This window comes from Psychrobacter sp. NPDC078409, assembly GCF_050268505.1.
GTDB lineage: Bacteria > Pseudomonadota > Gammaproteobacteria > Pseudomonadales > Moraxellaceae > Psychrobacter.
The window spans coordinates 561,050-582,502 of the sequence record NZ_JBNNGW010000002.1 but is presented as its reverse complement, the minus strand read 5'-3'; the positions used below and the strand labels follow the sequence as shown (position 1 = coordinate 582,502).

Sequence of the window (21,453 nt, the reverse complement as noted above, 5' to 3'; positions counted from 1 at the left end):
ACGAATGGGAAGGCAATAATCTCACTATATTATGAGAAACAATACCATGGAAAATAGTGCCAGTAATCCGTCTATTACGCAAGCCTTGCAAGCGCAGGCGATGCAGCTATTGCCCATTATTACCCAAGAACTGGACGCACAATATTTTAGGGAGATAGTGCATCAACGTATTGCTCAGCAAAGCACAGAACAAACGCAAGATATCAAAACGCAAAATATCGAAAATACTTACTTCCAAGGGCTAACACGTGCCCAGCATCTGCAATTTGGTAGCGTGATGGTTAAATGGCAGTTGAGTGCCGATGCTTATCCTATCTATCTCGATTTAAGTCATGAAGCAGAGGTTTTAGCTGCTGTAAATGCTTCATTGAAAATCAAAGATAACGTTATCGCACCGCCACTATTGGCTCAAAATTGCGTAGATGTTCAGATACTATCGCAGTTGCAACGACTAGTTATAGTAGTCACGCCTTATTATCCTAATGGTAGCTTGGCGAGTCAGCTGACTGCTTCAAGACATCTGTCATTGAGAGCATCACAAAAGCATCATTTCATCACTCAGGCTGCATACTTGATAGCCAATTTGCATCAGGCTGGCTGGTTACACAATGATATTAAACCTAGTAATATTCTGCTTGAAGGTTTTGACGATGAATGGTCAGCAGATAGCATGAGTAATAGTCTGACTCCTAGATTGTTACTCACTGATTTTACTTTATCACAACGTATGATGGTGGCTAATAGCCAAACAAATCCTGCTGGCACACCAGCGTATCTCGCACCTGAGCGCTGGCAAGGTCAGAGTGCAACGGTACAAAGTGATATCTACGCGTTTGGCGTAATGATGGTTGAGATATTAACAGGCAAGCGACTGTTTCAGGTAAGCGCCAATAGCAATAAGAAATTAAAAACGTGGGCGATTCAGCATTGCCAACAACCTATTCCAACGTTACCATCAGAATATAGTCACTATCAATGTATTGTCGATAAAGCATTGGCGAAGCGGGAAGAGAGACGGTATCGGGATATGGATAAGATGTTGATAGATTTGAAGTTATTAGACAACAGCTGAATTTATTATTTTATTTTAAAAAGTGATTGTTTGTAGTATTCACATATTACCCAGTCGTTGTTTTTTATGTTTGAATGGATATTCAGGCTCATTTTAAGCGAAGTCGCTATAAGCTAATTTGGGTTCCCATATTTCATTACAATACAGTGAGAATATCATGGCTAAAGTACTTATCATTACCGGTGATTTTGTTGAAGACTATGAAAACATGGTTCCGTTCCAAGCACTACTAGCGATGGGGCATGAGGTTGATGCGGTATGCCCAGATAAAGTGGCAGGTGATAGCATTGCTACCTCAATACACGACTTCGAAGGTGATCAAACTTATACCGAAAAACGCGGTCATAATTTTGTCCTTAATGCGTCTTTTGCCGATATCAATGTAGAAGACTACGATGCTTTGTATTTACCAGGTGGACGTGCACCAGAATACTTGCGCTTAAATGCTAAGGTCATTGCAATGATTCAGCATTTCGCAAATACTGATAAACCGATTGCCTCAGTTTGCCATGGGCCACAAATGCTGACGGCTGCTGGCGTATTGAAGGGTAAAAAAGTATCTGCTTATCCTGCGTGCCAGCCAGAAATAGAAATGGCTGGCGCTGAGTATGTCGAGTTACCTATGGATGGCGCTATTACAGATGGCCAACTGGTAACGGCACCTGCATGGCCTGCCCACCCAGCGATGCTAAAGCAGTTTGTTGCTTTGCTATAAGCATTAATTCGGGTTTGTTGAACGTTCAATAGACCCCAGTATCGAGAGAGGATATATATGTGCCAACTTTTTATTAGTGCTGACGACAGCTTGTGGAGCTCTAAAACCAAATCACTTCGCATTCAGGGCGTTGTCACTTCAATTCGTTTAGAAGTGTTTTTTTGGGATATATTAGAAGAGTTGTCATTTCGCGATCAAATGACAGTTAATCAGCTGATCACTAAGCTATACCTCGAATCTCTCGATGCTGATCATGACATTGGCAATTTCACCTCTTTTTTAAGAGTTTGTTGTTCTCGTTATTTGTCTTTAATAGCCGATGGCGATCTTTCTCGCGAAACAAGATTGCCTTTAGAAAAAGTCGATGCAAAAAATATCATTCAACGTGAAGCCCTCCGTAAAAATCAACGTAGTGCATTATTCAATGATAATGAGGGAAACCTTTCTATTAATTAGTTCTATCTATGACAAGTATATGAAAGCATTGATGCAGCGGGTAAGTGGGCGCTATCAGAGTATGGATGAAGTGCTAATAGACTTATAAAGGGTAGAAAAGTAGATTAATGCTCTTGATGAGATATTTTATAGTTTTAACACCAAATTCCAGACACAAAAAAACCTGCTAAAAAGCAGGTTTTGATATTTGGTCTAAGATGTACTATCCGAAAATGGTGGGGCTGGAGAGACTCGAACTCTCACACCTTGCGGCGCCAGAACCTAAATCTGGTGCGTCTACCAATTCCGCCACAGCCCCATTTTCGTTACTCTATCATCAAAAGCGATTAAACTCAAACGCTATCTAGATAGTTAACTGATTCGGTAGTGCGTCTCAGTGGTTGGCTATTATATAGAGTTTTAATTGTTTGGCAACCCCTATTTGCAATTATTTTTAATTATTTATCATTTATTTTCGATATTAATTTTAAGTAATTGATATTAATAATAATTTAATATCATGTTTTATGCGTTTATTTATTCTTTAGTTGGTACTCTCGGGGCAGAGATATCCAACTGCTGTAATTTGCGTGTCAGAGTATTGCGTCCCCAACCAAGTAAGCTCGCGGCCTCTATCTTTTTGCCGCCGCTATGATTGAGTGCTGCTGTTAATAAAACACGCTCAAACTCAGGGGTTGCTGTTTGCAAAATATCAGTTTCCCCCGTGCTTAGCGACTGCTCAGCCCAATCAGCCAATGCTTGCTGCCAACTTTGGTTTTTAGGCAACTGGCTACGTCGCTCATTTTGATGACTGTTTAACGCACTACTATTTAATACATTTCCACTTTGTACCAAGTTCTCTTGAGCGTCTTCCTGTGATGCGCCATGCTCTTCATAAAGCACCGTACTAGGTGAGATGTTTTCAAGTAGCTCTGGTGGCAAATCTGTCGCCATCACCGTATCACCAGTGGCCATCACGGTTAGCCACAAGCAGACGTTTTCTAATTGACGCACGTTACCGCGCCAGTCAAACGTCTGCATAATTTGCAATGCGGCAGGATGTAAATGCTTTGGAGAGGTGTTCATTTGCTCTGCAGCAGACTGCATAAAGTAGAGGGCTAATGCAGGAATGTCTTCAGGGCGTGTACGTAGTGGTGGTAGGGGTAATCGAATGACATTGAGGCGATAAAACAAATCTTCGCGGAATCGGCTTTGTTTTACCAGCTCTTCTAAGTTTTGGTGGGTGGCTGCGATGATACGTACATCGACCTTTATGGGCTGCTGACCACCAACACGATAAAACTCACCATTGGCCAGTACGCGTAACAGCCGTGTCTGAGTGCTAAAAGGCATGTCGCCGATTTCATCTAGAAATAGAGTACCGCCGTCTGCCTGCTCAAAACGGCCTTGACGCATTGTCGTTGCACCAGTGAACGCACCTTTTTCGTGACCGAACAGCTCAGACTCGATCAAGTCATGCGGTATGGCTGCCATATTAAGCGCAATAAACGGTTGCTGCTTACGCGGGGAGTGTTGATGTAAAGCACTGGCAACCAACTCTTTACCTGTTCCAGACTCACCAGTAATTAAGACAGAAATGGGAGATTGTGCCAGCCTGCCAATAGCACGAAACACCGTTTGCATGGCTGGTGACTGTCCAATGATGCCGCTAGGGTTACCATTATCTTTGGTTACGCCGGCACCTTTGCTCTTATTGTCTTTGGTTGTCTTACTGGCAGGTGCTACTTTAGGTTTTATCAGATCTTCAGTGGAAGTGTCAGATGTTGTATTGGTATTGGGTTTATCTGAAAGGGAAACAGTCGTTGTTTCTAAATTAGGCTGATAATTGATGGCTTTATAAATCGTTGCAACCGCATCATCTAAGTCAAAAGGCTTGGGCAGGTATTCAAAAGCACCAGTCTGATAGCTATTGATAGCAGAGGTCAGGTCTGAGTGTGCCGTCATAATTACGATTGGCATTTTGGGAAAATGCTGATGGACCCAGTCGCTAAAAGACAACCCATCCATCATTGGCATGCGAATATCGGTCAATATGACATCTGGTAATTGCTCTGCTGACTCTTGCTGTTTTAACACATCGTTAAGGCGAGTCCATGCTGCTTGTGCTTGAGTAAAACTGATAACGGTCAATCCAGCATCTTCAAACGTGTCGGCCAACACCATACGTAGGGCTGCATCGTCATCGATTAACCACAATGTTGCAGGGTGGTCGCTGGGTGCATTATTCACAGTTACTATTTGTGATTGTGGTGATTGATCATCGCTTTTAGGTTGGAAGTCGTCGCTATATTCAGTCATGTATTGGGCCTAATCAGCAATTATTGATGGTAAGTTGGGGATTGGGAGTTGAGCGTTATGAAACTTAGCAGCCTTTAATTCATAAATTCATAATTTGTTTTATGTCTCAGTGATGGGTTGAGTAAATGGTAGGTATAGCGTAAATCGGGTTTGCTTATCCTCTTGCTCTTTTGTCGAGCTCACATCAATCATACCATGATGATGACTGATAATATCTTGGACGATGGATAATCCAAGACCTGTACCGGCTGCACGGCTAGTGACCATCGGGAAAAATATCTGACCGATAAGCGCTGGATCAATACCTGAGCCATTATCGGTAATAGTAATTTGCATCACTTGCTTGTGCTGCTGTCCGACGATTGTATGCTGAAAGGCAACCCGTGTTTGAATATGCAATGTCGGTTGATAGTCAGAATTGCTCTCAGTTTGTATGGCAGCTTGTGGTGATTCTTGAGACTCTGAGATTTTATTCTGTTGTAGTGTTTGTTCGAACTCAGTCATCGACTCACAAGCATTATTAATAAGGTTTAAAAACACTTGAATCAGCTGATCCTTATCTGCACACAACTCTGGCAATGATAAATCATAATCACGCTGTAACACTACCTGTGGATACTGATTGGTCACTAAGGTTAAGACATGCTCTAGAGGCTCATGAATATTAAGCGTTTGCCAGTTTGGCAGTTGATTGGAACCCAGAAGCTGCCCAATAAGATGAGTCAATCGATCAGTTTCTGAAATAATAATGTCCGTATAGTTGCGCAGCTTTTGATTCATTTTTTGCAAATCATGCTGCGTGTCAGCGTTGGTAGTTGTCAAAGCATTATCAGCGCTAGAGGTGTTAGCAGTAGATGCGTCGCTGAATTTAATAAACTGCCGTTGCAACAGCTGGGCTGCCCCGCGAATACCAGCAAGAGGGTTTTTTATTTCGTGGGCCACCGAGCGCAGCATATGACGGGCAACTGTATACTGCTGTTGTTGACGCTGCTCCTCAGAGATACGACTTTGCCGATCTTTACCCCACATCTCGATAATAAAATAAGGCTGCTGCTCATAGATGACCGGTGTGACACTATAATCGACTGACAATGATAAATTACCGTTTAGCGGTGTTTTTATGATGTGGTCATGATCGATAAAAGGCTGCTGATAGTTCTGTGCTTGCACAAAGCGCTCGGTCAACGAGTAAGCTGGCTCGCTCGAAGGCTCATTTTCATTTGCATCATTACTATCATTATCTATAGATACAGTATCTTTAGTCTTCAATTCATCAGGTGCGAGCAGGGTTAAGATGGATTGATTGATTAGTCTGCCACTACTAATGGCAAGTAGCTGCTCGGCTTGAGCATTCAACCGTGTGATTGATAGCTCATCGTTGACCCATAAAATAGCGGTGAATAAATGCTGAGATATAAATGCGAGGTCAGGGGTTGTTTTAGCGGTTATAAAATCAGCGTTCATCAGTAGGGCCCAAAAAAGTCAGATGCTTGAGATAATATTTAACCACAAATCAAGACTATAGAGCGGCAAAACTGGTGATTTTTGCAAAAAAAACGTACAATGCGCTCAGCCAATTTATCTCTAGCAAGGTCAGCCATGTCCAAAACTTCTACCGAGTCAGTGAATACGACAGCAGCAGCTCCTCTATCTGCCGTAAAAGACACTGCCACTATCTTCAATCCTGCCGCGCCTACCATAGTACAAGCGCAGAGTCAGGCAGATGTCAGTCAAACAGATGCTAAACAACCTTACCATCATAAAGCCAACCACAACCAGAACCGTAGTGTAGCCCAAAGCAGCGATGTAACGACTGCCAATGCCACTGCTACGATGCCAGTTAGTGCAGCGCCAAAGATTGGTTTTGTGTCACTAGGTTGTCCAAAAGCATTGGTGGATAGTGAGCGTATTATCACTGAGCTAAGCCGTGACGGCTATCAAGTAGCCAGCGATTATGACGGTGCCGACTTGGTCGTGGTAAACACTTGCGGCTTTATTGAGTCAGCGGTACAAGAGTCGCTTGATGCGATCGGCGAGGCCATTAGCAAAAACGGTAAAGTGATTGTTACTGGCTGTCTGGGCAAAGAAGCGGACAAAATCCGTGAGATGCATCCAGCTGTACTAGCAGTAACGGGCGCACATGCCTATGATGAAGTAATTACGGCAGTAGCGCAGCATGTGCCTAAGCCAAATCGCAGTCAAGACGCCAACTATGACCCAAAAATAGATTTGATTAATGAAGCGGGTATCAAACTGACCCCAAGCCATTATGCTTATCTAAAAATATCAGAAGGCTGTAATCACCGTTGTACGTTCTGCATTATCCCAAGCTTGCGCGGTGATTTGGTATCGCGCCCGATTGATAATGTAATGAACGAAGCACTGGCGCTCAAAAAAGCTGGCGTGAAAGAATTACTTATTATCTCGCAAGATACCTCGGCATATGGCCTTGACCTAAAGTACAAGACCAGCTTTTGGAATGGTATGCCGCTCAAGTCTAAGTTTTATGACTTATGCCAAGCATTGAACGATTTGGGCATTTGGGTACGCCTGCATTATATCTATCCGTATCCACACGTAGACAAAGTCGTTGAGTTGATGGGTGAGAAGAAACTGCTCCCTTATCTGGACATTCCGTTCCAGCATGCCAGTCATCGTATCCTAAAAGCAATGAAACGTCCTGCGCATAGCGAAAACACTTTGGCCCGTATCAAAGCGTGGCGTGATATCTGTCCTGATATCGTGATTCGTTCGACCTTTGTGGTTGGCTTCCCTGGCGAGACAGAAGAAGATTTTCAGTGCTTGCTTGATTGGTTAGTTGAAGCACGCCTCGATCGCGTGGGTGCATTTACTTATTCAGAAGTAGAAGGCGCAGTGGCCAATGACTTGCCTGATCATGTGCCTGAAGACGTTAAGCAGTCTCGCTATGAGCATTTAATGGCGCTACAGCAAGATATTTCAGCGCAAAAGCTACAGGAAAAAGTCGGCAAGACCTTAACGGTATTGGTCGATGAAATTGATAGCGATGAAAATATTGCTATTTGCCGTAGCTATGCTGATGCACCTGAAATTGATGGTCATGTCTATGTTGATGACATCAACGCTCAAGTTAAAGTAGGGCAGTTCTTAACCGTGACTATCGATGATGCTAGCGAATACGATCTATTCGCCAGTTATCAAGGCTAGATATCCAATAAGATATGCGAGTGAAAATTGCCCAATGGCGGGCAGTTTTTGCTACAATTAGCGCAATTTAGCCTTTTTAATACGCTTAGCTGTAAGTGTGGCGTTGTGGGCAAACTCGATTTGTATTTTACCGATAATTTTCTTTATAATTTCATGATAACAAGGTGACCTCATGTCTGACAAAAACCCGCGTTACGCTCGTATCTTGCTGAAACTCTCCGGTGAAGCCTTAGCTGGTAGTAAAGACATGGGTATCGATACCGAAGTGCTTGATAAAATGAGCTTGTCTATCGCTCACTTGCGTGGACTTGGTGTCCAAGTGGGTATCGTAGTTGGCGGTGGTAACTTATATCGCGGTGCGCAGTTACAAAAAGAAGGTCTCGTTGGCCGCGTTACTGGTGATCAGATGGGTATGCTAGCGACCGTTATGAACGGACTGGCAATGCGTGATGCGCTTGAGCGTCGCAACATAAAAACGCGCTTGATGTCTGCATTGCCAATTGGTGAAGTTACTGAAAGCTATAGCAGTCGTAATGCCATTCGTTATCTTAAAAACGGCGAAGTTTGTATCTTTGTCGCAGGTACGGGTAACCCATTCTTTACCACTGACACTGCTGCTTGTTTGCGCGGTATCGAGATCGAAGCTGGTTTGATTTTAAAAGCGACCAAGGTCGACGGCGTTTACGACAAAGACCCGAGCCTACATGATGATGCAGTCAAATATGACGGTCTGACTTTTGATGAAGTACTAGAGCAAAAGCTAGGCGTCATGGATTTAACGGCTATTGCACTGTGCCGTGAGCATAACGTGCCGCTACAAGTGTTTGACATGACTAAGCCTAATGCATTGTTGAATGTCATCATGGGTGAAAATGAAGGTACACGAGTTTTTCATTAATTGATGCAATACTGGTAATTAACGTCAGTAAATAGCTAACGATTAGCAACAAATAATTAATATCCCAATAGCAAATAAAAGATTTGTCGGTAACGATAAATAAGGATACACAATGATTAAAGAGATTAAACAAGACGGCGAAGCACGCATGCAAAAAACATTGGAAGCGCTTGAAAGCACTTTCAGTAAAGTTCGTACTGGCCGTGCGCATCCAGGTATGTTGTCAGGTGTGATGGTCAGCTACTACGGTTCTGATACACCATTGAACCAAGTGGCAAGCGTGAACGTTGAAGATTCACGTACCTTACTGGTTCAACCGTTTGACCGTACGATGGTGCAAGCAGTAGATAAGGCCATTCGTGAAGCAGATTTGGGTCTAAACCCAATGTCTGCTGATGTGATTCGTGTGCCGATGCCAGCATTGACAGAAGATACTCGTCGCGATATGCAAAAGCTTGCACGTGGTGAAGCTGAGAGCAGCCGCGTTTCTATCCGTAATATTCGCCGTGACATGATGAATGACATCAAAGATTTGGCAAAAGAAAAGGAAATCTCAGAAGATGATGAGCGCCGCGCTAGTGATGATATTCAAAAAATCACTGACAAATATATCGAAACGATCGATGCTCGCTTGAGTAAGAAAGAAAGCGATTTGATGGAAGTTTAATACTGGTATACTTGCCATTTATAGCAAGAATCAGTTCGGAAGATTATCTGTAATTGAGCAGCCAATACTTTATAGCTATTGGCTGTTTATTATTATGTAGACTGATATAGTCAATCCTCTATAAAAGAGTGACAGCGCTAACCTCGCTTGACGTATCACAGTTACATCTGCACTCGGTTGCCTTGTCTCTTTTTTAAACTGAATCAACTATATCAAGCCATATCTAAAGGTGTGATTGCTTGAGCTGTGTCCATCGCATTCTGAGCACTAAAAACTAACGACGCAATTGTGATAAGTTAGTGAATTATATAAATGGCGCTTTTTAATCGCCGTTGCACACGTTATTATTATTTTACCTTAACAATAAGCAAGTTCGCCTATGTCCACTTCAGCCGTTTTGGCGCCCGCTATTCTTCCTCGTCATATCGCCATCATTATGGATGGTAACAATCGCTATGGTAAGGCCAATGACTTGGGCCACGGTCAAGGGCATGTGGCTGGCAAAGATGCGCTAGATCCTATTGTCGAGTATTGTGTCAATACAGGCATTGAAGTGCTGACCGTATTTGCGTTTTCTAGCGAAAATTGGCAGAGACCGCCTAGTGAGGTAGCGTTGTTGATGCAGCTACTCACATCGACGATTCATGAGCAAATGCCGCGCATGAATGAGTATCGTATTCGCTTGCGTTTCATCGGTGACCGTAGCCAGCTTAGTGAGTCATTACAAACGCTCATGGCTGATGCAGAAGAAAAAACGGCAAAGTTTGATGCGATGACGCTGGTGATTGCGATTAGTTACGGTGGGCAGTGGGATATCGCAAACGCAGCACAACAGCTGGCTCAGCAAGTGCAAGCTGGCGAATTAAAAGCTGAAGATGTCAGCGAAGAGCTGTTAGGTAACTACGTACAATTAGCTGATACCCCAGCAGTAGATATGCTGGTACGTACGGGCGGCGAGTATCGTATTTCTAATTTCTTATTGTGGCAATCTGCTTATGCTGAGCTGTTCTTCACTCCTACATTGTGGCCAAATTTTACAGCAGAAGAGCTGGCTTTGATGATCGCAGAGTTTGCTAAACGTCAACGCCGCTTTGGCAAAACCAGCGAGCAGGTAGTGATAGAGCAGCAAGGTCACTGAGCAGTGAGCTGATAGATAAGTTTAGTCAGTTCAGTTCAGTTAGTATTGTATAACTGGTCAATAGGGTTGGTTTATGCAATGATAAACGGCTTGAATTAGTATTGAATGCTATCGCTAGGCCATCGTTAGTTAGCTGCTATAATGCATTTTTTGACCATCTGTTCTTCATTATTATAAGGCTCGATAAGTATGTGGCAACGAATTAAGACGGCAATTGTTCTCGTTATTATCGTTGGTATTGCAATGTTTGCGAGCCAAACGCCTATTTTATTTGCACCACTGTTGGCCATTGGGGTCATTATCGCCGCTCATGAGTGGGCTAAATTGATGCCTAAATGGCGCCAGCCTGTGGTATTCGTTCTATTGATTTTAGCGCTTACTATATTCTCACTGATGTTCAAGGTAACTTGGTTGTTTTGGTGGGTGGCGTCACTCATTATATGGCTGATGGCGCTGTCTTGGGTTCGAGTCTTCCCAACACAGACGAGATGGTACGGCAACCAGCTGGCAATGATGGGCGCGGTTATTTTGACGGCATCTATCACGGCGATGTTCTATCTCTGGCAGTTATCTGCGTGGTGGCTGCTGTATGTGTTCTTATTAGTATGGTGTGCAGATAGTGGCGCATATTTCGTTGGACGCAAGCTTGGTCGCCGAAAAATGGCACCCAATGTCTCACCCAATAAGAGCATGGAAGGGTTGGCTGGTGGCCTCGTCACAGGGCTGTTAGTTGTGGTAGCCATTAGCGTCTTTAAATTACAGCTGACCGGTGTACCGTTAATCGCATTTGTAGCGTTATCGGCCATCACTATTCTTGCCTCTGTACTTGGGGACTTGTTCGAGTCGATGCTCAAGCGCCGTGCTGATGTAAAAGATTCAGGCACTATCTTGCCAGGTCACGGTGGTATCCTTGATCGTATTGATTCACTGTTGTCTGCCACACCGATATTTGCCCTTGGTTTTTGGGCGATACAGCAGCTTGGTTTGATAGTGGTGTAAGGTTATATAGCAGCACTGTTCTATTTAGACCTGTTCTGTAGTCAGTTCACCATAATATTGGTATAAGTCAGACAGCGAGCAATGCGTTGGTATGACAAGCGAAGTTATCAGAGCAGTGGCTTTATAGTTAACAGACGATATTCTATTTTCATTATTTTTAAGTATCATGGGCATTGATGGTTATGACGCAACGCATCGCCGTACTAGGCGCGACAGGCTCGATTGGCGATAGCACCTTAGCAATATTGGCGGCGCAACCGCACACTTATGAAGTCTATGCTTTATCAGGCTATCATCGCTTAGATAAGCTATTTGCGCTTTGTCAGCAGTTTTTGCCGAAACGCGTTAGTGTGCCTACGTCAGCCGTGGATGATTTTGCTAACAGGCTTAAAGCCGCAGGGATTGATAGTGATGTCGTAGGGGGCGAGGCAGGATTGGTAGATATTGCCACTGACTCACAGACTGATACGGTTGTAGCGGCGATTGTAGGGGCGGCAGGACTGCCGTCTACATTGGCAGCAGCACGTGCAGGTAAGCGTATCTTATTGGCCAATAAAGAAGCCTTAGTCATGGCAGGTAAGGTCATGATTGATGCGGTCAAGACGCATAAAGCTACTTTACTGCCGCTGGACTCTGAACACAATGCCATTTTTCAATGCTTACCACTTGCTATTCAGCAAGACAATACGCAAATTCATCAGCCAAATCATGGTGTCCGTAAACTATGGTTAACAGCCTCTGGTGGGCCATTTTTGCAGCAGTCGTTCGAGCAAATGCAGCAGGCAAGTGTCGCAGAAGCGGTCAAACACCCTAATTGGTCGATGGGTCAAAAGATATCCGTCGATTCGGCGACGATGATGAACAAGGGGCTTGAGCTGATAGAAGCCTGTCATTTATTTGATTTGCCTGAAGATAAAATAAATGTGGTCATTCATCCACAAAGTATCATTCACTCAATGGTAGAATATAGCGATGGCAGCTTTTTAGCACAGCTGGGCAGTCCAGACATGAAAACGCCCATTGCGCACGCGCTGAGTTATCCTGATCGAATTGATAGTGGCTCACAGCCGTTAGACTTATTTGCACTTAGTGGTTTGGAGTTTATTGAGCCTGACTTGCAAAAATTCGCCTGCCTGCGTTTGGCTCGTCAAGCCATGCAAGCTGGAACACAAGCCACGATTGTGCTTAATGCGGCAAATGAAATTGCAGTGGCGGCGTTCCTCGATGGTAAAATACGTTTGACGAATATTGCTGATATTAACGAACAAGCCTTAAATGACATACAGCTGCCCCCATTAGACGAAACTGCTGACATAGAAGATATATTGGCAATCGATAAGATTGCACGCCATCTGACTGATAAGTTGGTAGCAAAGCTGACATAATTGTAGCAAGCGTCTCTTAGCTGATACATGACATTAATAAACGATATTAGCGAAGATGTTGATAAAAATGCTGAGAGACAATACTGAGAAAAAATCATGACGTTTTTACTAACACTTCTTGCCGCCATATTTGTCTTGGGCCCGCTTATTGCCTTACACGAGTGGGGACATTATATTGTGGCGCGGCTTTGCGGTGTCAAAGTGCTAACGTACTCTATCGGTTTTGGTCCTAAAGTTTTTGGTTGGACCAGCAAAAAGAGCGGTATTGATTATCGTATCTCAGCATTGCCACTTGGCGGTTATGTAAAAATGCTGGATGAACGTGAAGGTAATGTCGCAAAAGATGAGCAGCACCTTGCGTTTAATCGGCAGCATCCGCTCAAGAAAATTGCTATCGTTGCAGCTGGCCCTATCATGAATTTTGTCATCGCTATCGCGCTATTTTGGGTACTATTTATGACCCCATCTGAGCAGTTGGCGACTAAGATTGGTCAGGTACTACCAGATACGCCTGCTGCAATGGCACAGCTGCCAGTCGGCGATAAGATCGTTGCGATTGATGGACATGATGTGCAGACATGGGAAGGTATTAACTATCGCCTTGCAGGACGTATGGGTGAGACGGATAATGTCAGCATTACCTTGCAGTCAGATGCCCAAACCGATCAGTCGACTAAGACATATAAAGCACCAGTTACGCAGTTTATGCAAGGCGAGGCTCAAGGCAAAGACGCATTGACCAGCTTTGGTATGTTGCCGTGGCAGCCGCAGATTGCGCCGATTGTAGGTGGTTTGGCTCCCGATGGTGCCGCTAGCCGCCAAGGTCTAAAGGTTGGCGACCGCATTACTGCTATTAATAATGAGTCAATCGAAGATTGGATTACTGCCACGCGTATCATTCGTGATAATCCTGAAACGCTGTTGAACTTTACGGTGTTGCGTGATGATAAGTCAGTACAGTTGCAGATTATGCCTCAAGGCAAAAAAGACAACTTGGGTAATGATTACGGACAGATTGGTGCAATGGTGGATCAGACTGAGATTGTTATTCCTGATGATTATAAGACCACCGTGGTCTATGGTCCTAGTGAGTCGTTAGTGAAGTCATTTGAAAAGACTGAGCAGCTCGCAGTAATGACCGTAAGCTCAATGGGAAAAATGCTGTCAGGTATGATTGGTTTAGACAATCTATCAGGCCCAATTACCATTGCCAAAGTCGCTAAACAAAGCTTTGATATCAGTTGGCAGATGGTATTATCGACAGCGGCGCTAATTAGCTTGAGTCTTGCTGTCTTAAACCTTTTGCCGATTCCAGTATTAGATGGTGGTCATATTGTCTATCATTTTATTGAGCTGATCCGTGGTAAGCCACTGTCTGAAGGTGTACAAATGGTCGGTCTAAATATCGGTTTACTCTTGCTGGCAGGTTTCATGGTGTTAGCAATTGGTAATGACATTAGCCGGCTATTTTGATCGGCTGATGAGCAATATGGCTGATAAAGCACGATATACTAATGGTTTTACGCCTATTATAGGCTGATTATTGTTATGATGTGCATGCTACTCTGTGTCGCAGCCTCTGTACTAATCGTAATTTTTAGTTTATTTTGTGATGCAATTTATATAAAGTGTTCTGAGTTACCCTTGCATGGGTTTATAAACTTATGCGCACGGGTTAGACAATACGTGCCTTTTAACTTAACTTAAGCAATTTTTTTATTGACGGATAGTGTTTATGCGTACGCCTTTAATTATGAGCGCGGCTGGGTTGCCGTTAGTTGTAGCGATGATGAGTATGCCAGTACAGGCTGCAGAATTTGTAGTAACTGACATCGGTTTTAATGGCTTACAACGCCTAACCCCTGATAGCCTCTATCCGGTCTTACCTATTACGGTAGGCGATACGGTGAATGATAGTAGCTTAGCTGCCAGTATTAAGGCGCTATATGCAACTGAGAACTTTGCTGATATTCAAAGCCGTGTCGAAGGTGGCAAGCTAAGATTTGACGTCATTGAGCGTCCAACAATCGCTGAAGTAACCTTTGAAGGTAACAAGCTCATTCCAAAAGAAGGGCTTGAGCAGGGATTGAAGAATGCTGGACTGTCTGCTGGTGACGTGCTCAAGCAGTCTACTTTGCAAGGCGTGGCCAATGAGCTACAACAGCAATATATTAGCCAAGGTTACTACAATAGTAATATCGAAGTAGATCAAACGGTACTTGATGGCAACCGCGTAAAACTTGACGTACGCTTTGTAGAAGGCAAGCCTGCTAAAGTTGTCGATATCAACATTATTGGTAATAAGCACTTTAGTGATGAAGAGATTAAAGACGTTTTCGCGGTAAAAGAATCTTCATGGACGCGTCTACTGTCTAAGTCTGATCGTTATGCTCAAGAAAAACTGGCTGCCAGTCTAGAGAGTTTAAAGGCACTATATCAGAACGATGGTTATGTGCGTTTTTCAGTTGATAATGCCGTATTGAACATCAGCGAAGACAAGAGTAGCGTGTTTATCGAAGTTAGCCTAAGCGAAGGCGAGCAATACCAGTTTGGCGAAGTGAACTTTTTAGGTAAACCTACCTTTGAGAATAGTGAGCTAAAAGAGCTGGTTAGCTTTGCATCTAATGAAAAATACTCGCAAGCTAAACTAGACGAAACTACTGCTTCTCTTAAAAGACGCTATGGTAATGAAGGATATTATCTAGCTCAAATTAGACCAGTACCACGTATCAATGACGATACGAAAATGGTCGATGTCGATTACTATATCGATCCTGCACGTCCTATCTACGTTCGCCGTATTAACTTTACGGGTAATATTAAAACGCAAGACGAAGTATTACGTCGTGAGATGCGTCAGTTAGAAGGTACGCTGTCGTCCAATGACAAAATTCAGCTATCCCGCACGCGTTTGATGCGTACTGGCTTCTTTAAAAATGTCACTGTCGACGTTAAGCCCGTACCTAATCAGCCAGACCAAGTTGATGTAAACTATGTGGTTGAAGAGCAGCCTTCTGGTAGTTCAACGATTGCAGCTGGTTACTCACAAAGTGGTGGTGTGACTTTCCAGTTGGATCTGACCCAAAACAACTTTATGGGTACCGGTAACCGTGTCAAGGCTGCGCTTTCTCGTTCAGAGACACGCGACTCTTATAGCCTAGGTTATACTGATCCGTACTTTACAGAAAATGGTGTTTCTCAAGGTATCAGCGGTTACTATCGCAAAACCAAATATGATGATGACAACGTTAGTAACTATGTGACCGATTCATATGGTGCGACGCTGAACTACAGCTATCCTATTGATGAGACCAAACGCCTTAGTGCTGGTTTAAATGTAGACAACACAAAGGTTCGTGGTGGTCGTTACCTAGGTATATCTAATGTCCAAGAGATTCTAGACGAGGGCGGTACAAAAACGCCTGAAGTTGATACTGATGGTGTTGCCACCTTCAAGAATGATTATCAGACTTACAATCTATTATTTGGTTGGGACTACAGCACTTTAGACCGTCCAGTATTCCCTACCAAAGGAATGAGCCATGCGATTGATGCAACCATCGGTCTTGGCGACGCCAATTACCAAAAGCTAACTTATAGCGGCAATATATATTACCCTATTTATAAAGACGTGATCGCGCGTGGTTATACTAAGCTTGGTTATGGTAATGATTTACCGTTCTATGAAAATTTCTATGCTGGTGGTTATGGCTCAGTACGTGGCTATGAATCATCGACACTAGGACCTAAATCACAAGTTTATCTTGATGCGGTCAATGATCCAGATAACCAAACCTTCACCGCAGAAGAGGTTGGTGGTAATGCGCTAGCAACGTTTGGTGCTGAATTAATTTTACCAATGCCGTTTAAAGGTGATTGGGCAGATCAAGTACGCCCAGTATTGTTTGCTGAAGGTGGTCAGGTCTTTGACACCTCTGATAAAGAAGATCGCACTTTTAATGATTCAGATGTTCCATTACTGACCCAAGACAATGACTTCCGCTACAGTGCGGGTGCTGGTATCACTTGGTATACGCCAATTGGTCCAATTTCACTTAGCTACGCGGTACCATTTGGTGACAAAGAGGGCGATGAGACTGAAAAAGTCCAGTTCCAGATTGGTAATACATTCTAAATTAATGACATTACTCTCATCTATTTGAGCAGTTTCAAAGATTGTCTCAAATAGACGGAAATATCATTAGAGCTTAGTAGGTCGTCAAAACGCATTGTTATTTTGGCGACCGTTTCATTTATAACCATATTTTATTAATAGTCATTATGATAACGATTGAGCAACTCATTACTCGAATTGAGCAGCGTCAGCCTATTATTAATAAGGCTGAGATTGATACTGAGCAATTGTGTCAACCATTCAGTAGCGTCGGTAGTTTGACGACGGCCAGTCAGCAGCAGTTAAGCTTTTTAGCAGATCCTCACTATATCTCTAGCTTGGCTAGCAGTGATGCAGGCGCGGTGTTGGTGACGGAAGCATATCGTGACCAAGTGCCTACCTCAGCGATAGCGCTAGTCGTCTCAAATCCATATTTGGCTTATGCCAGTGCCAGTCAGCTGTTTGCACGTCATTTTTTATCTAAGGGGATTCATCCTAGTGCTGTGATTGCAAACAGTGCTGTTATTGGCGAGCAGGTCAATATCGGTCCTTTTTGTGTGATTGGTGACAATGTACAAATAGGGGCGCGTAGCTCACTCGATGCTCATGTCGTGATTGAAGCCAATACTAGTATTGGCACCGATTGTGTGATTAAGTCGCAAGTCGTTGTTGGGCCTGAGTGTGTCATTGGCAATCATGTCAGATTGCATGCAGGGGTCAGCATCGGATCTGAAGGGTTCGGTTTTGCGCCTACTAAAGATCCTAGTAACACAGGGTGGGAACGCATTGCCCAGTTAGGCCGAGTCATTATTGGTGATTATGTACGAGTTGGTAGCCAGACGTGTATCGATCGTGGCGCTATCGATGATACTGTTATTGGCAATCACGTGATTATTGATAATTTGGTACAAGTTGCCCATAACGTCCGTATCGGTGACGGCACGGCTATTGCTGCTCAAACTGGCATTGCGGGTAGTACTACGATAGGTAAGCGCTGTATAATAGGCGGCGCTGTTGGTATCACAGGACATATCGAGATTACAGACGATGTTGTTTTATCTGGTATGACCATGGTAACCAAATCCATTAAAACCGCTGGTTCATATTCATCTGGTACGGCTGCAATGCCAACTGCTAATTGGCGACGTGCTGCTGTACGTTTTCGTCAGCTAGGCAATAACTAATGCAAACACAAACAAATAATAGATATTCAAAACACAGCAAGGAAGCGTCATTATGAGCAATAACAATATAGATATCCCAACTGATGAAGACGTTAAAAGCTTGGCTGAGCAAGGTCTTACGCTACCATTGACGTATCATACGATTAAGCATTACTTACCGCATCGCTATCCTTTTATGCTGGTAGATCGTATTGTAGCTTGTACGCCAGGCGAGTGTATTACTGGTATCAAAAACGTGACTATTAATGAAGAGTTCTTTAATGGTCACTTTCCTGATGAGCCGATTATGCCAGGGGTATTGATGGTGGAGTCGATGGCGCAGGTGTCAGGTGTGCTTGGTTTTATCAGTGCAGGACTGACAGCAGAAGACGGTTATCTCTATCTGTTTGCAGGTGTGGATAAAGTCCGTTTTAAACGCCGTGTGATTCCTGGTGATCAGCTTATCATTCGTGCAAAAACCGTGATGCAAAGACATGGTATCTATAAATTTGATTGTACTGTCCATGTCGAAGATGAACTGGCTGCTAGTGCTCAAATCATGATTGCGCGTCAAGAGCAGCAAAAACCTGCTAACACGAAGGGTGCTTAAGTTTTTAATAATCCATACTGTACAAAGAGCGATATTGAAATCGCTCACTATCACTGCAATAAACAGCTATATGTAAACTCGACAACGCAACTGGTATTAGCTTCGTTAGTAACACTGAAATAGCGATACTTTTTTATTATTTACTCGCATCAAATGATACAAGGGCCCATCTTATGAGTCAGATTCATCCTACAGCACTCATCTCACCGTCCGCGCAGATTGACGAGACTGCTATCATCGGGCCCTATTGTATCGTTGGTGATGAAGTAACAATTGGTGCGCATACGGTTTTGCATAGACATGTCGTTGTGACTAAGCTGACTCGTATTGGTCAACACAATGAGTTTTATCAGTTTGCTAGTATTGGCGAAGATCCTCAAGACTTGAAATATGCAGGTGAGCGCACTTGGCTTGAAATCGGTGATCACAATATGATTCGTGAAGCCTGTAGCTTACATCGCGGTACGGCGCAAGACGGCGAGCTGACTAAAATCGGCAGTCATAATCTACTGATGGTAAACACCCATGTCGCACATGATTGTGTCATTGGCGATCATAACGTACTGGCTAATAATGTTGGTGTAGCGGGGCATGTGACTATTGGCGACCATACAATCATCGGTGGTAACTCAGGCATACATCAGTTTTGTACAGTAGATGATTATAGCTTGATTGGCGGAGCAAGCCTTATTTTAAAAGATGTGGCTGCATTTACGATGGTATCTGGCAATCCAGCAAAGGCTCATGGACTTAATATCGAAGGTATGCGCCGTAAAGGTTGGTCAAAAGAAACCATTAATGTATTACGTCAAGCGTATCGTACGATTTTCAGATCAGGTTTGACCACTGCACAAGCGTTGGAAGTCTTACATAGTGAGCTATTGGCTAAAGAGCCAAAAATTCAGCTACTTATTGATTCATTACAAAATAGTAGCCGCGGTGTTGTACGCTAAAGAAAGCATAACACGATTAAAGCATAACTCGATTAATGATGAGTTTGATACTTTTAATAAGCTAAATTCTTATGGAATGAAGGCGAATTACGTAGAAGCCATAACTATTTGTTATGGCTTTTTATATTTATGAGCACTTGACTTTTTTGGTCGCTTAGCAGAAACTGAGCGTTTACGATATTGTAATCAATTCTTTCTTAATGTTGCTGGGCGTTTCACATCGAAGCGTTTACTAAATAGTCCAATGGTAAGGCTGACTATTTATGTTGATCAAGGAAGATTATCAGTAACGTTAATTGAAGCACGAGGACGGAAAAAATGGCTATCAATAAACAAGAACATGCCCAATGGAGCTCAAGCTTTGGCTTCGTATTGGCAGCAGTAGGCTCAGCAGTTGGTTTAGGAAACATATGGAAATTTCCATACATGGTTGGTGAAAGCGGTGGTTCAGCTTTCGTTATTGCTTATTTGTTCTGTATCGCGCTGGTCGGTTTTCCGATATTAGTTGCTGAATGGTTAATTGGTCGACGTGGTCAAAAAAACCCAGTCAATACCTTTTCAGACGTAGCAGCGACTGAAGGTAAGTCACGTAGCTGGGGCATCGTTGGTGCTACTGGTATCTTAGGTGGCTTCTTAATTTTATCGTTCTATAGTGTGATCGGTGGTTGGGCGCTTAACTATATTACTAAAGTTGCAACAGGTAGCTTTGCTGGTCAAGACAGTGATTCTGTTGCTGCAACCTTTGATGCTATGCTTGCATCCGCTGGTACATTGACGATTTGGCACACGGTATTCATGATTTTAACCGCTGTCATCGTTGGTATTGGTGTGACAAGCGGTATCGAAAAAACAGCTAAGATTTTGATGCCATTATTGGGTGTAATTCTGTTCGTTATCGTCGGTTATAACGTGATGAACGGTGGATTCGGTGAAGCAGTTGCTTACCTATTTACGCCAGATCTTAGTAAACTAACGGCTGATGTTATGCTTGCAGCATTAGGTCATGCATTCTTCACCTTATCAATTGGTATGGGCATCATGGTCGCTTATGGTTCATATTTGGGCCGTGAAGTGAACTTGCTAAAGACAGCACGTACCGTTGTTATTTTAGATACGGTTATTGCGTTGGCTGCTGGTCTTGCCATCTTCCCAATCATCTTTAGCAACGGTCTAGATCCTGCATCAGGTCCTGGTCTTATCTTTGTAAGCTTGCCAATTGCTTTCGGTAGCATGGGTGCAGGTACTATCATTGGTGCATTGTTCTTCTTACTTATTACCTTTGCCGCTATTACCTCATCTATCTCGTTACTTGAGCCAACCGTTGAGTTGTTAGAAGAGCGTACGTCGATGAGTCGTACTGTATCGACTATCGTGGCAAGTACAGTAATCTGGTTGTTAGGTATTGCAGCATTGCTATCGTTCAACCTATGGTCTGACTTTACTATCATGGGTAATGGTATCTTTGATGCATTAGATAAGCTTACTAGTAAGTTCCTATTGCCTCTAACAGGTCTGGCAGCAATTGTATTTGTTGGTTGGAAAATGGATCAACGTAACATTCAGCAAGAGCTTGGTTTATCTAATGGTACATGGCAGCTGTGGCAAATCGTTGCAAAATTCATCGCGCCAATCGCTGTTATTGTAGTATTTGTGACGTCATTGATGGGATAGTAGTCAGAGTTGACACTATTTGAATCATTAGGTGATAATCATTAAATGATAAAAGCAGCACAAAAAAAGGGCTTAAGATTATTCTTAAGCCCTTTTTTATTTCAACAGATTTAGATAACAAGTAGTAA

Annotated in this window: 17 protein-coding genes and 1 tRNA gene; 15 read left to right on the top strand and 3 right to left on the bottom strand. The window is 43.3% G+C overall.

Translation table 11 applies throughout. The features are described from left to right. Positions 1–46 precede the first annotated feature (46 nt). The 3 genes from ACQKC9_RS05420 to ACQKC9_RS05410 all read left to right on the top strand — a co-directional run bounded on the left by ACQKC9_RS05420 (position 47) and on the right by ACQKC9_RS05410 (position 2,243). Positions 47–1,072, top strand: coding sequence for a serine/threonine protein kinase (locus tag ACQKC9_RS05420; RefSeq protein ID WP_427620811.1), 1,026 nt, complete (start codon positions 47–49; stop codon positions 1,070–1,072). Between the two features lie 154 nt (positions 1,073–1,226). Further along, positions 1,227–1,787 carry a DJ-1/PfpI family protein gene (locus ACQKC9_RS05415; protein WP_323969952.1) on the top strand — a complete coding sequence of 187 codons (561 nt, stop codon included), beginning with the start codon at positions 1,227–1,229 and terminating at the stop codon, positions 1,785–1,787. Between the two features lie 57 nt (positions 1,788–1,844). Next, entirely contained in the window at positions 1,845–2,243 is a 399-nt protein-coding gene (locus ACQKC9_RS05410; protein ID WP_427620810.1) for a ribbon-helix-helix domain-containing protein, read from the top strand. Positions 2,244–2,456: 213 nt separating this feature from the next. Here the strand turns inward: ACQKC9_RS05410 and ACQKC9_RS05405 are convergent. The 3 genes from ACQKC9_RS05405 to ACQKC9_RS05395 all read right to left on the bottom strand — a co-directional run bounded on the left by ACQKC9_RS05405 (position 2,457) and on the right by ACQKC9_RS05395 (position 6,005). Beyond that, a tRNA-Leu gene (locus ACQKC9_RS05405) sits at positions 2,457–2,541 on the bottom strand. 218 nt (positions 2,542–2,759) lie between these two features. Next, the gene (locus ACQKC9_RS05400) at positions 2,760–4,541 is read right to left on the bottom strand and encodes a sigma 54-interacting transcriptional regulator (protein WP_427620809.1); all 1,782 of its coding nucleotides are present in this window, start codon (positions 4,539–4,541) and stop codon (positions 2,760–2,762) included. 99 nt (positions 4,542–4,640) lie between these two features. Continuing rightward, positions 4,641–6,005 carry a two-component system sensor histidine kinase NtrB gene (locus tag ACQKC9_RS05395; protein ID WP_427620808.1) on the bottom strand — a complete coding sequence of 455 codons (1,365 nt, stop codon included), beginning with the start codon at positions 6,003–6,005 and terminating at the stop codon, positions 4,641–4,643. Between the two features lie 135 nt (positions 6,006–6,140). Between ACQKC9_RS05395 and rimO the strand changes: the two genes are divergently transcribed. From rimO to ACQKC9_RS05335, 12 genes are all read left to right on the top strand, one after another. Further along, complete coding sequence (rimO, locus tag ACQKC9_RS05390; protein WP_427620807.1) at positions 6,141–7,727, top strand: 30S ribosomal protein S12 methylthiotransferase RimO; 1,587 nt, start codon at positions 6,141–6,143, stop codon at positions 7,725–7,727. Between the two features lie 172 nt (positions 7,728–7,899). Beyond that, a complete protein-coding gene (gene pyrH / locus ACQKC9_RS05385) occupies positions 7,900–8,625 on the top strand; it encodes a UMP kinase (RefSeq protein WP_057759121.1) in 726 nt (241 codons plus the stop codon). Positions 8,626–8,737: 112 nt separating this feature from the next. After that, complete coding sequence (frr, locus tag ACQKC9_RS05380) at positions 8,738–9,292, top strand: ribosome recycling factor (protein WP_057759123.1); 555 nt, start codon at positions 8,738–8,740, stop codon at positions 9,290–9,292. A 379-nt stretch (positions 9,293–9,671) separates the two neighbouring features. Next, on the top strand, positions 9,672–10,430 hold the full coding sequence (gene uppS, locus ACQKC9_RS05375; RefSeq protein ID WP_427620806.1) for a polyprenyl diphosphate synthase: 759 nt from the start codon (positions 9,672–9,674) through the stop codon (positions 10,428–10,430). 189 nt (positions 10,431–10,619) lie between these two features. Next, a complete protein-coding gene (locus tag ACQKC9_RS05370; RefSeq protein ID WP_420230311.1) occupies positions 10,620–11,429 on the top strand; it encodes a phosphatidate cytidylyltransferase in 810 nt (269 codons plus the stop codon). 176 nt (positions 11,430–11,605) lie between these two features. After that, positions 11,606–12,814 (top strand): 1-deoxy-D-xylulose-5-phosphate reductoisomerase, encoded by a 1,209-nt coding sequence (gene ispC, locus ACQKC9_RS05365; protein WP_427620805.1) that lies wholly within the window; start codon positions 11,606–11,608, stop codon positions 12,812–12,814. Between the two features lie 96 nt (positions 12,815–12,910). Further along, a complete protein-coding gene (rseP, locus tag ACQKC9_RS05360) occupies positions 12,911–14,287 on the top strand; it encodes an RIP metalloprotease RseP (protein WP_201579405.1) in 1,377 nt (458 codons plus the stop codon). Between the two features lie 262 nt (positions 14,288–14,549). Continuing rightward, on the top strand, positions 14,550–16,949 hold the full coding sequence (gene bamA / locus ACQKC9_RS05355; RefSeq protein WP_427620804.1) for an outer membrane protein assembly factor BamA: 2,400 nt from the start codon (positions 14,550–14,552) through the stop codon (positions 16,947–16,949). Between the two features lie 146 nt (positions 16,950–17,095). Beyond that, positions 17,096–18,112, top strand: coding sequence for a UDP-3-O-(3-hydroxymyristoyl)glucosamine N-acyltransferase (gene lpxD, locus ACQKC9_RS05350; protein ID WP_427620803.1), 1,017 nt, complete (start codon positions 17,096–17,098; stop codon positions 18,110–18,112). A gap of 52 nt (positions 18,113–18,164) precedes the next feature. Continuing rightward, positions 18,165–18,701 (top strand): 3-hydroxyacyl-ACP dehydratase FabZ, encoded by a 537-nt coding sequence (gene fabZ, locus ACQKC9_RS05345; RefSeq protein ID WP_057759133.1) that lies wholly within the window; start codon positions 18,165–18,167, stop codon positions 18,699–18,701. A gap of 173 nt (positions 18,702–18,874) precedes the next feature. After that, positions 18,875–19,654, top strand: a complete 780-nt coding sequence (gene lpxA / locus ACQKC9_RS05340; RefSeq protein WP_427620802.1) for an acyl-ACP--UDP-N-acetylglucosamine O-acyltransferase — start codon at positions 18,875–18,877, stop codon at positions 19,652–19,654. A 318-nt stretch (positions 19,655–19,972) separates the two neighbouring features. After that, the gene (locus tag ACQKC9_RS05335; RefSeq protein WP_102094408.1) at positions 19,973–21,325 is read left to right on the top strand and encodes a sodium-dependent transporter; all 1,353 of its coding nucleotides are present in this window, start codon (positions 19,973–19,975) and stop codon (positions 21,323–21,325) included. Positions 21,326–21,453: the final 128 nt, after the last annotated feature.